This is a genomic window from Thermocladium modestius (assembly GCF_055398215.1).
On the sequence record NZ_AP043731.1, the window covers coordinates 269,289 to 280,925 of the forward strand.

At 51.8% G+C, this 11,637-nt stretch carries 11 protein-coding genes; 6 read left to right on the top strand and 5 right to left on the bottom strand.

Annotated elements, in window-relative coordinates; all coding sequences use genetic code 11:
* The first annotated feature begins 101 nt into the window (after window positions 1-101).
* Entirely contained in the window at window positions 102-1,952 is a 1,851-nt protein-coding gene (locus tag ACZ5ZS_RS01350) for a thiamine pyrophosphate-dependent enzyme (protein WP_229657661.1), read from the top strand.
* Complete coding sequence (locus ACZ5ZS_RS01355) at window positions 1,949-2,533, top strand: indolepyruvate oxidoreductase subunit beta (protein WP_188596121.1); 585 nt, start codon at window positions 1,949-1,951, stop codon at window positions 2,531-2,533. The genes ACZ5ZS_RS01350 and ACZ5ZS_RS01355 overlap by 4 nt, the downstream gene beginning before the upstream one ends.
* 22 nt (window positions 2,534-2,555) lie before the next feature.
* On the opposite strand, the gene ACZ5ZS_RS01360 is transcribed toward ACZ5ZS_RS01355, so the two are convergent.
* A complete protein-coding gene (locus tag ACZ5ZS_RS01360; protein WP_229657662.1) occupies window positions 2,556-3,428 on the bottom strand; it encodes a putative RNA uridine N3 methyltransferase in 873 nt (290 codons plus the stop codon).
* A gap of 125 nt (window positions 3,429-3,553) precedes the next feature.
* On the opposite strand from ACZ5ZS_RS01360, the gene ACZ5ZS_RS01365 reads away from it, so the two are divergent.
* The 3 genes from ACZ5ZS_RS01365 (at window position 3,554) to ACZ5ZS_RS01375 (ending at window position 5,170) form a co-directional block, all read left to right on the top strand.
* The gene (locus ACZ5ZS_RS01365) at window positions 3,554-4,240 is read left to right on the top strand and encodes a nucleotidyltransferase family protein (protein ID WP_188596469.1); all 687 of its coding nucleotides are present in this window, start codon (window positions 3,554-3,556) and stop codon (window positions 4,238-4,240) included.
* A gap of 1 nt (window position 4,241) precedes the next feature.
* Window positions 4,242-4,757, top strand: coding sequence for a nucleoside-triphosphatase (locus ACZ5ZS_RS01370; protein WP_188596122.1), 516 nt, complete (start codon window positions 4,242-4,244; stop codon window positions 4,755-4,757).
* A gap of 71 nt (window positions 4,758-4,828) precedes the next feature.
* Window positions 4,829-5,170, top strand: a complete 342-nt coding sequence (locus ACZ5ZS_RS01375; RefSeq protein WP_188596123.1) for a zinc ribbon domain-containing protein — start codon at window positions 4,829-4,831, stop codon at window positions 5,168-5,170.
* Between the two features lie 264 nt (window positions 5,171-5,434).
* Here ACZ5ZS_RS01375 and ACZ5ZS_RS01380 read toward each other — a convergent pair whose 3' ends face one another.
* The 3 genes from ACZ5ZS_RS01380 to ACZ5ZS_RS01390 all read right to left on the bottom strand — a co-directional run bounded on the left by ACZ5ZS_RS01380 (window position 5,435) and on the right by ACZ5ZS_RS01390 (window position 8,083).
* Window positions 5,435-6,076 carry a methyltransferase domain-containing protein gene (locus ACZ5ZS_RS01380; RefSeq protein ID WP_188596124.1) on the bottom strand — a complete coding sequence of 214 codons (642 nt, stop codon included), beginning with the start codon at window positions 6,074-6,076 and terminating at the stop codon, window positions 5,435-5,437.
* Between the two features lie 248 nt (window positions 6,077-6,324).
* Entirely contained in the window at window positions 6,325-7,158 is an 834-nt protein-coding gene (locus tag ACZ5ZS_RS01385) for a DMT family transporter (protein WP_188596125.1), read from the bottom strand.
* A gap of 40 nt (window positions 7,159-7,198) precedes the next feature.
* On the bottom strand, window positions 7,199-8,083 hold the full coding sequence (locus tag ACZ5ZS_RS01390) for a dihydropteroate synthase (RefSeq protein WP_188596126.1): 885 nt from the start codon (window positions 8,081-8,083) through the stop codon (window positions 7,199-7,201).
* Window positions 8,084-8,270: 187 nt separating this feature from the next.
* Between ACZ5ZS_RS01390 and ACZ5ZS_RS01395 the strand changes: the two genes are divergently transcribed.
* Window positions 8,271-10,187, top strand: coding sequence for a DEAD/DEAH box helicase (locus ACZ5ZS_RS01395; RefSeq protein WP_229657663.1), 1,917 nt, complete (start codon window positions 8,271-8,273; stop codon window positions 10,185-10,187).
* A 43-nt stretch (window positions 10,188-10,230) separates the two neighbouring features.
* Here the strand turns inward: ACZ5ZS_RS01395 and ACZ5ZS_RS01400 are convergent, their stop codons facing one another.
* Entirely contained in the window at window positions 10,231-11,601 is a 1,371-nt protein-coding gene (locus tag ACZ5ZS_RS01400; protein ID WP_188596127.1) for an MmgE/PrpD family protein, read from the bottom strand.
* Between the last annotated feature and the right edge of the window lie 36 nt (window positions 11,602-11,637).

An 11,637-nucleotide genomic window follows, 5' to 3' on the forward strand; every position in this document is an offset into this window, starting at 1 on the left:
TGAGGCCGCCGGCTTAATATAAGCATAGGTTCTCGTTTTGGGGTATTATATATAATATAAATAGGAAAATATATATAAATGCACGAAAATCGAGGCGATGCATGGCTTGCGGTAAAAGATTCATGTTAGGCAACCACGCCATTGCTCAAGGATTCTTGGAGGCAGGTATATCGGTCGCCATGGGCTACCCAGGCACTCCCAGCAGCGAGATAATGGAGTACTTGATGGAGGAGGGCGGGAAGCGCGGCATATACGCGGAGTGGTCAAGCAATGAGAAAGTCGCATTGGAGGGAGCATACGGCGCCGCCATGACGGGCGCCAGGGCCATAGCTACCATGAAGCACGTCGGGTTAAACGTTGGAATGGATCCACTCATGTCCAGCGCGTACACAGGAGTGGAGGGGGGCCTAGCAATAGTCACCGCAGATGATCCAGGCATGTGGTCCAGCCAGAACGAGCAAGACAATAGGTGGGTAGGGTTACACGCCTACATCCCAGTGCTGGAGCCCTACGACCCCGCCAACGCCAAGGAATTGGCTCAAATCGCGATGGAATTCAGCGAGAAAATGAAGCATCCAGTGCTCTTCAGGACAGTCACGAGAGTATCGCATACCAGGGGACCAGTCTATGTGTGCGACGGCAAATCCCCCGTCTTTGGCAAAGGCATTGATAGGACACAAAAGAGGTTCGCATTGGTGCCCGCCAATGCGCGTAAATTGAAGGCGGAGCTGGTGGGCAGGTGGGCTAAGATAGAGGAGGCGGTGGAGGAATTGCCGGTTAAAGTGGAGGAGGGCGATCCTGGATTGCTGGTGATAACCAGCGGATCTGCGTTTGCCTACGTCATGGATTCCATAAAGGAGTTGGAGATAAGCCCCACGGTGATCAACCTAAGCGTTCCCGTTCCAGTTCAACGCAGGAAGGTGCTTGACCTAGCCACCAAGGCCAATAAGATAATTGTCGTGGAGGAAGGAGACCCCGTGGTGGAGACCCAAATAAAGGCCGTTCTCTTCGATGAGGGAATAAAGGTACCTGTGCTGGGCAAGTCCAACTTCGTTTCCCCGGTGGGCGAGCTGAGCATAGACATCACTAATTCCGTGCTGGCCGGAGCAATGGGAATTGAGGCCCCCCGCAGACGCGGGATGGATCTAGGATACGAGCCGCCCCAGAGGCCCCCAGTATTCTGCCCAGGTTGCCCGCATGCCGCTTCGTATTATGAATTGAAGCTGGCATCCACTACATCAAAGGTTAAGCCGCTCTTCAGCGGCGACATAGGGTGCTATAGCCTGGGAATAAACCCGCCGTTCGATGAGGAAGACGTGTTGACGGACATGGGTAGCTCGCTCGGGGTCGGCATGGGCATCAATAGGGGAACTAATGGAAGATCATTCGTGGTATCCATAATAGGGGACTCAACTTTCTTCCACTCAGGCCTGCCGGCGTTGGCCAGCGCCATATATAACAAGACACCATTGCTCCTCATCGTCCTGGATAATAGAACTACCGCCATGACTGGCGGGCAGCCCAATCCCACCCAAGCAATACCAATAGAGGAGGCGGTGAGGGGGCTCGGCGTTAGGAACGTGTACTCAATAGATCCATTTAACGTGAAGGAAGCCGTGAACACTATGCGCAACGCAATAGATGCCGTGAAGAGGGGGGAGACCGCGGTGGTGGTCTCCAAGAGGGCGTGTGCTTTGGAGGCAGCTAGAAAATTGAGGAGGGAAGGCGTGGAGCCGCTTATTTACTCAGTGGTAGAGGATGCTTGTAAGGCGTGCGGCATATGTTACAACATGATTGCGTGCCCAGCCATACAGCCCAAGGATGATGGAAGGGCTTGGATAGACCCAAATTCATGCGTTGGATGCAGCGTCTGCGCGCAGGTGTGCCCATATGATGCCATAAAGCCAAGCGGTAACTTGGACTGGATAAAAAGGTGGGGTGAGACATTGTGAGGATCAATATATACATGATCGGCGTGGGCGGCCAGGGACTGATAACGACCTCCAACTTGATCGGCGCGGCAGCCACGTCTCGCGGCATCAAGGTGCTCACCTCCGAAACCCATGGCCTCAGTCAAAGAGGGGGATCAGTCGACGTCCACGTTAGGTTGGGCGACGTCAACTCGCCCCTGATACCGTTGGGCGGAGCCGATTTAGTCATAGCGTTCGAGCTGCTGGAGGCGTTCAGGGCGGCTCCATACATAAACGAGAACACCAAGATAATAGTAAATAGCAGACTCATAAGGCCGCCGACCCCAAGGCTAAGGCTGCCGAGTGCCGAGGAATTAATAAATAAGCTGAACGCGATTAGAAATGTAAAGATAATAGATGCGTTCAATACGGCAATAAAGCTAGGCAATCCCATAGTGGAGAATATGGTGCTGCTGGGGGCAGCTCACGCTGCGGGGCTTAATCTAGCAATTGATGAGAACGCCATAATAGAGGCAATAAAAAGCACAATGAGGATGCCGGAGTTAAACGTTAAGGCATTCAAGATGGGCATTGACTTGGTTAATGGATCTTCGCCACGATGAATAATTCAATTATGAAATGCGATTATGCCCTTGAGCATGTTATTCCATTAATAAATAGATTAACTATGGATAACACGGATATAATAGCCTCTTCCAACCTAATGGTTCTTACTCCCTGCCTCGGCACGAAGTTAATGAATGGATGGCCCTTCACATCTATACCCTCCCCACGCATCAATTCCTCCACTCCATGCCTGGGAGACCCGAAAACCACCGTTACATCTCCATTCCTGACCAGGCCGGCCAGCTCATCTAATGCATCGCCAATAGGCTTGCCCTCCCTTCCCGTGAGGAGGAGGGGGGGCCGCCTAATCAATTCTCCAATCGTCATTATATCCACGGAGAAACCCGCATAGTGACCGGGTTGCTTGGCAGGAACCACGTGAGCCCTATAGAGCCCCTCATCAACTTCATTCTCCAGTTGAACCAAGAGGCGGGACTTGAGGGGATAAGGTTTAGGAACTCGGGCAAACGCTGTCTCGCCCACCTTAACTATGGATGCATATCCATCCCACTTCACAACCATGCCCATCAAGACGACGCCTGGTCGGGGCTTCGATGAAAAGACGGGAAGTCGAAGCGGGGGCAGTAGGCCGGCCAATCGAAGCTCCGATTTCATGGGAAACAAATCCTTTCTCAAGTAGGGAGGCGTTGCCATGTACTCCAGGTATCTCTTTATGAAGTGGGCCCTCGACTTGGGCGTCTCGCCTTTATGGGTATAGATGTATATATTGCTTACCTTGAATATGGCAGCCGCCCTGCCGATATAGCCTATCTTCCTGACGGCCTCGCGGTCGTCAGCCGCTTCCTCCAAGGACGAGTGGGGTATTGCTATCCTTATCATTTCATTTCTGTTCCTTCTCCTTCTCGACCCGCTTCTCCTCTCCCTCAGCATTCATGAATATCGATGTTTTCTGTTTTCCTCCCATGGCTTTGAGCGAAAAACCATGCGAATTTAAAGCTTTTGCCCGCGAAAAAGCTTTAATTGAGAATCCCAGCGAAAACCACGTGGAGCAAGACATGAAGGCACTCATATTGGCTGGGGGATTCGGGAAAAGACTCATGCCGTTAACAATCGATCAACCAAAGCCCCTCGTCGAGATAGGGGGCAAGCCCATATTGGTCAGGCAGATAGAGTGGCTGAGGGGACAGGGCATATCCGACATAATACTAGCAGTGGGGCATTTAAGAACCAAGGTATTTGAGAAGCTGGGGGATGGATCAAAATACGGGGTGCGGCTATTCTACAGCGTGGAGGAGGAGCCCTTGGGCACCGAGGGCGCAATAAAGAATGCATCCAAGTACATAGACACCGATCTCTTCGTGGTAACCAATGGCGACGTGATAACGGACATAGATGTAAGCGCATTAGTCAAGGGCATGGGCGATGGATTGGCAACAATAGCATTGGTTCCCATGAGGAGCCCCTATGGAATAGTGGAGGTCGATGAAAATGGATATGTCAAGAGCTTTAAGGAAAAACCACTGCTGGAATACATGATAAATGCCGGCGTATACGTGATGAAAAGGAAAACCATAGACATGATGGCGGACAAAGGCGATATAGAGAAGGGAGTGTTTCCAAAGCTGGCCAGGGAAGGAAAGATAAGGGCGGTGATATACAACAACTCATTCTGGAGGTCCATAGATACCGTGAAGGACGTGGAGGAAGTCAGCGCAATGTTAGCGGCCAAGCAAGTGAACTAACGTGCCCAGGGGCGCGCTGCTGACGGGCCCTCCAGGGGCGGGAAAAACCACCGCAGTGAAGCGAATCGTTGAGATTCTCTCCAGCAAAGGCATAAGCGTCAGCGGATTCTACACGGAAGAGAGAAGAAGCGGGGGTAAGCGTGTTGGGTTTGCCATAGTGGACGCCGCCGGCAGGGGCGAGCGAATCATGGCGTTGATTGGGGAGGGGAGCCCGCGGGTGGGCAGGTATCGCGTGGATCTCGACGCAATTTCCTGGGGCTTAGAATCCATTGCGGGGATGAGCGATGTGTTGGTCATCGATGAGGTGGGACCCATGGAGATGCTTCATCCGGATTTCATGAATACTGTCATCAATGCCATTAAGAAAAGGCCCTTCGTATTGACCGTTCATGAAAGACTGGTGAATGAGGTGATGCACATCTGTGAGGGCAGGCTATTCAGGATAGCTCCGCACAATCGGAATGATATTCCACCGCTAGTCGTGAATTACATAATGGATATAATGTTAAATCGATGAAGCGCCAAGCACCGGTGTCTCCCCTTCCTTGAGGGTTACATTTATTTTGATGCACCCATTCCGAATGCAGTATGTCCTGTCCAAAATGCGGCTCCCACGATATATCAATAATGGCAGGAGAACCAATAATGTTCCTATGCAAGAAATGCGGCAATCAATGGCCGGCTTCCATCCCCAGGCCCGGCTATGTGAAGGTGGGCGAGACACAATATCACTGGACCGAGGTGGAGGCCACCAAGGAGAAAATGATCACGATTGCCGGGGAATTGCTTCGCAGCGGCTCGTCCGCCTCGGACGTAGTAGATAAGGTGGCTGGCCTGAACTCCATTTCCAAGCTACTTCCGCGAGAGGAGGTGGAGAGAATAGTTAAAATAGCAATTAGCATATACGGAACCGGAGGGGGACAGCTATAAGGCTCGTTGAACAACTTGGCGGAAACATCTGCTAATTTCAGTAACTTTTTGTGTTAGTGATGGTTTAGTAGGAAACGAATTATATTTGTCCTCTTGTTTTAAACTCAACTTCGTGGGCACCTCCCTCTGGTATTGCGGGGGTAATCGGCCCCCGCTCCTCATCCTCAGGGAATTGACCAGGGGAGGGCGTCATGAAGAAAGATGTGCCGACGAAGCTTAAAACCTTTACCCCGCCTTAAAAGGCTAGGTTTGTCGTTCATTTTATCAAGTTGCCTGCTTAAACGCGCTCACGCAGGCAAACCCGAACCCCTCGGCATCTCCTGGATCCACCGTGGTAGGACCATCAACTGGACCCAGAGATGCAATGACTTTAGGCGATACGCTAAAGCCCGCCGTCCTCATCATATCCATGGTTTCCGCCACGGTATAGAACGTCGCCATTGAATAGAACCTATGGCCCTTCCGTCCCTCATCGACGTACCTGGCACCATACGGCCCGTTCCGAGGCACTATGCAAGCCACGAATAAGCCGTTTGGCTTTAACATGATGCCGGCTCTCCGCATCACTTGTGATGGATCTTTTAGAAAGCAGAGGGTCACCACCATTAATGCATAATCAAGCGATGAATCCCTTATTGGCGGAAGCTCGCCCACGCCAACAATCACGTCAAGCCCCTTGGCCTTGGCCAGAACCGCCATGCCCCACGCGGGCTCCAGCACGATTGATTGATGAATTAACGAGAAGAAGCCGGAGCCACCGCCTATCTCCACGCCACGGCCGCGTAACTCGATTGCCTTGAGCACGGCAAGCTCCAGCGAGGCAAGCCGCGGATTCTCGGCGTACCAAGCATCGTAATCGGTCGCCCACGCATTGAAAGCCCTTATTACATCGCCGGAGACTCCCATGTCTCTACAATGACCCAGCGTTTATATCTCTAATCGAATGCACCCGATAAAGATGGGCATTACTAAAATGTTTTTAAGGAATGGAAAAGATTAATCCAGCCTCATGGTCCACACTCACGAAGCGTGATTTGCCTTGGAGGGCAAGCCCCGTGGATGCTTAACGGGGATCGAGACTACATTCAGAAGCAGGGGGACCCACGCCCTAATGAAGGGGAGGGGAGAAGAGGCTCGTAAGGCATTGGCTCAACTCATTGCTTGCGTCTCTCCATTGTTACTATCGATGCAACGGATGCCAGGGTAATGGCCACGCCTACTTCATCCATGTGGGTCAAGGGGCTTCCCAGCATTAATGAGCTGAATATCAACGCCATCACCGGCGTTGCCAGCAGTATAGATGATGCAAGCGATGGATCTACGAGCTCCAATGCATTGAACCAAAGGAGGAAGCCCAGCACTTGGGCGAGTAAGGCAACCAATAGCAAGAGCGCGATTGCCTTTATAGATAAATGGATGGAGTAATCTAGCGGCGTCAATGCAGCTATTAAGGGCACAGATAGGAGGGTCATCGATTCATTGGCCACGGTGACGTTTCGTTCACTCACCTTCGATGCGTAGTAAATCGTGCCGAGGGCCCACGAGAAGCCGCCGAGGAGCGCTAATAAATTACCCACGCTGAAGCTGCTCCACGCGGTCAAGAGCGCTCCGAAGAAGCCTGCCGTCAACGCTAACATCCTGCCCGGCGGTGGACTGCGGCGGGAAAAAGCGGCTTGTAGAGCGGCTACGAAGAGGGGTTGGGTGTATATGAGGACGGCCGAGAGACCGGGATTCACAGACAGCATTATGGATGCATTCAGGAATACCAGGAATAATCCCATGTTTAATAACCCGGATACGACCATTTCCCTGCTTATCACGACTCGCCTTGCTGCTGGGTAGAGAAGCGCCGCGCCGAGTCCGGTTCTGAACAACGAGATCACCATGGGAGACGCGTATTCCGATGCCATTTTGGTTAATGGATACGCTGCTCCCCACACCAGCACTAGGGATGCCAAGTAAAGGTATCCCCTGGCCTTATTAGTCACACCACGCCAATGCCTAACTATTCTTAAGCATGTCGCATATCTATGTTAACAAGCATTCGCCGAAGCCCCTGCCCTCGCATCTCTTGATGATCCTCATAATTCTGATTAAATCCACGGTTTCCTCGACATCGTGAACCCGTATCAAGTCCACGCCCTTCATGGCCAGGTATGCCGCCACTCCCAGGGAGCCGCCTAGCTCGCGCCCCATCGCCTTGCCGAGCGACTTACGAATGAAGCCCTTCCTAGATGCGCCCACGCACAGCGGCTTGCCCAATGCCCTCAATTCATCCACGTGACTCAACACGTATACGTCGCGCGCAGCCCAATTCTCATACCTATTACCGCGAAGCGGCAGCAATGGGTTGATTGATGGATCGCCCGTTATCGGCGGGAAGCCTATGCATGGATCTATTATTACATCCTCCACGCCATGCTTGGCAGCCACCTCTATGGCTCGCCTTCCTTCATCAATAATGGTCTCGACCGGATCCCGCCCAGAGTCCTGTAGCTCCCTGGCGCACAGTATCATCTGCAATCCATTATCTGCCGCCACGTCGGCCAGGGTCTCGCTGAACCAGAGCCCAGTTACGTCATTTATTACGTCAATGCCCAGCCTAGCTACCTTCTCCACCACCTTGGGTCTAAACGAGTCCACTGAAATTACCACATTGTGGCCTAGCTCATCCCTTATCGACTTGACCGCGGCCATCAACCTGTCCGCCTCCAGTTCCTCCGATATCCACGTGCTCTTGAAGGGGGCGGTCGACATTCCTCCCAGATCCACCACGGCCGCCCCAGCTTCTACCATAGCCCTGGCGGCAGCCGTGACTTGCTCAATGCGTCTAACCGAGGATGGATAGAACGACTCTGGACTTACATTTATAACTCCCATCACCAATGGATCTCCATTGAATTTTACTCCCACAAACGGGTCTTCCCCTTCCACTTGATAAAGGCTATGGTAAACCTTGCTTTCAAGGGAGGCTATGATGGGTTTTAAGGCTCGAATTAATGCATCCTCACGATATTTCATACCTGGCTGATGGATCATTGTGCGGAAAATCGCCTCTTACGAGCGGCTGAAAAATTTATCAACGGCGACGGAGCATTACATGCATAACGACATGAGATTTAGGGCATCCATTAATGGAGTAGAGGTGGAGAGAGATTGGGATTGGGATACGATTTTTGCTGTCAAGGAGAAATTGAAAAAGATGGGCTTCAAATGGAATGGAGAGAAGTGGATCGGCCACGTCAACAATGAAGAGCAATTGGAGAAACTCAAGAAATTGTTGGGATTAAGCCACCGCGAAGCGGAGTCCATGCTCATCGAAATGAAGGGAGGGAAGAACTACTTGCAGGCTGATCGAGAATGCGATGATTTAAATGAAGGGAGGAATGCCTCAATATATTGCGCGGCGAAGGCAATAATGAGGAGGGGGGACTTAATAGCCAAGGCATCGAATTTCGATGAATATGCCAAAATGGTGCTCGACGAGGTGAGGAAACTGTCGCCGGAAAAACCGGTGCCGGCCTACATCGTGGACATGATAATGAACAGCAAGCAATCATTCGAGCGGAGAAGGGAGTGGCGGAGGGCGGAGGTGTGCAGGGGAACAGCGACGCTAAACTTCATCACCTCCGCCCTGCTACGGGATCTCTACTCGCTTAAGATAAGGTACAACAGGATCAGCAAGGATGGGAAATTAATGGAGGGATGGTTCCACGCGGTGGAGCGGGGTGGGGTATCCAACGTCAATGGACGGTGGATCATCAAGTTCCCCATATTCATGGAGGAGGAGGTGGTGGACATAATCTCCAAGCACGGCTTCATAATGGCTAAATGCGAGCCCACGGTCAGAAGAATAGAGCTGCCCAGAAGGGATGTTAATCTATTGGGGTTCCAAAATAACGCCGTTGATGCGTGGATCAAGAACGGGTATAGGGGGACGATAGTCATCCCGACCGGGGGAGGAAAGACATTCATAGCCATGAAGGCAATGGCCACGTTATCCGTGCGAACCATAATTTTGGTGACGACGGCCGAATTGATGAGGCAATGGATGAAGAGGGTGGAAACCATATTAGGAGCCAGCGTCGGTGCGTTGGGGAATGGTCAAACCGAGGTGAGGGATGTAACGGTGGCTATATACAACTCCGCAATAAAACATATAGGCGAGGTGGAGGATTACTTCGACTTAGCCATATTCGACGAAGCCCATCACGTCCCTGCCGAGACTTTCAAAGAGGTTGCATTCAGGTTAACAGCTCCGTATAGGCTGGCCCTATCGGCCACCCCGGATAGGGAGGATGAGAATCAACACTTGATATACATGTCGGCTGGCGATGTCGTGTTCAAGGCATCGTATGACGACATGATGGCCGCCGGATTGGTGGTGCCGATACGCCACTATAGAATATACGTCGACATGGATTGGGAGGAGAGGAATACATACCAGGAGGCCGGAGATAACCCGATAGTGCTAAGAAACATAGCCGCCAAGGCGAAGGCGAAGATAAAGCCCATAGTGGAGTTGACAAAGGCGGAGAGAGATGCCGGAAGCAAGATCATAATATTCACGCAGTATATAGATCAAGCGCGGGAAATATATGAGGCGTTGGCCATGAATGATGCGGAACTCATAACGTCCAAGGCACGGGGAAGGGAGGAAGCGTTCAAGAGATTCAGCGAGGGACGTACCAGAGTTTTGATCACCACCACAGTGCTGGACGAGGGAGTTGATGTGCCCGACGCCGATGTCGCCATAATCGCATCGGGAACGGGGTCGCCGAGGCAAATGATACAGAGGGTTGGTCGGGTGGTGAGGGCCAGTCCGGGGAAGAGGGAGGCGCGAATATACGAGGTTATAAGCAAAGGAACCATAGAGGAGGCGCTGAGCGAGATGAGGCATGATAATGAAATACATGAATCCGAGTGTAGGAAGTACCTTGGAACCGAAGTAGAGAGGCTGATTAGGCACGTGAATTCCCTCAGGGCCAGGGGCAATATAGAGGATTTCTTGAAGTAGGTAATTGAATTTCTACGCGCTCGTGCCTCTCTTAAGAATGGAATTATATCATTGTGGCCTTTATTAACTTCGATATGTTGGTCAATGCATCCAACTTCCACGCAGCTTCGATTACCTCCGCTTGTTGCTTCTCCGTCAACAGCGATTTCGTCAATTTCTTGAATTTGGCCTCCACCTCCTCGTCCGTCATGGGATTCATCGGGTGACCCTTGGGATAATCAACCCTCCTTTCATACTCCTTTCCATTGATTAATTTCACTACGACTTTGTTGGGTATTGCCTTTGGGTATAACTTATCTAGCTCTGGCTCCACGCTTACCTTCGTCTTCCTCACCAATGAAAGCACCTTGGGGTTCCGTATCTCATGCGGCTCGTAGTCTCCCAGCCAAAGATCGCCCTTCAATAATGCGGTCGCAGTGGCCCACATCAAACTATGATCCGCGGTTTCCTTCGTCTTGGGATCCCACTTCTCCGGATCCTTCGCTATTATATCATATCCGGCCTTGAAGGTCTCTATTTTAACGTACTCTACCTGGTCCGGATCAATGGGGCCCAATTCATTCCTTATATTAATTGCCGCCTCAACTGCTGATTGCGCGTGATACTCCACCGGATACGGCTTTATGTATGTATCCAATAATCGGCTTGGCTTAGATAGATTGGATATATCCCTCAGGGGGGATGAGTCGAAGTCCCCGTCCAGCAACTGCTTGATGAACCCCATCTCGCCCTCGAACGGCTTATCCGGTCCAGTCATGCCGGAGCGGGCAACTAGCGCGGAGAACACCGCATTCCGTGCCTGATTAGCCGTGGTGGCGGCCTTCCAATGGCTCAATTCACCAACGCGCGTCTGCCTCATCGATGCATGGGAAACAACATGTATCGATAACGCATTTCCAAGCTGCCCCTCATCCAATCCCATTAACTTGCCCGCCACCAACACATGCCCCACGCCCGTATAATTCACGTGATCCCAACCATGAAGTCTCAAAGAACCCGCATCGCAGAGGCGAACGGCTACCTCATAACCAACCGCCACCGATGTTATCAACGCGGCGCCGCTCACCTTCTCCTGCTCCGCCACCGAGATGGCAGGTCCATACATATCGGAGGGGTGGAGAGGTTCCTTAGATAGATACGTATCGTTGAAATCCAAGTACCGTATCATCAATGTATTGACAAATGAGGCCCACTCGACCCCGACTTGACCGGCCGAGCCCAGTAAAGTGGACCTGCCCGGAGAACCCAGGGCCACGGACCTAGCTATCTTGACCGGCTCCGCCGAGTAAGCGGCCAGCGCTACTCCCAAGCTGTCCAGCAATCGCCGCTTTGCTTCATGAACCACTTTTTCCGGCAAATCATCGTACTTAATGCTAATTGCATAACGGGAAATCGAGCTACTTATCGAGTCCATAGTTGGGAGGTCATGAAGCCAATAAAAGTTTTTCCC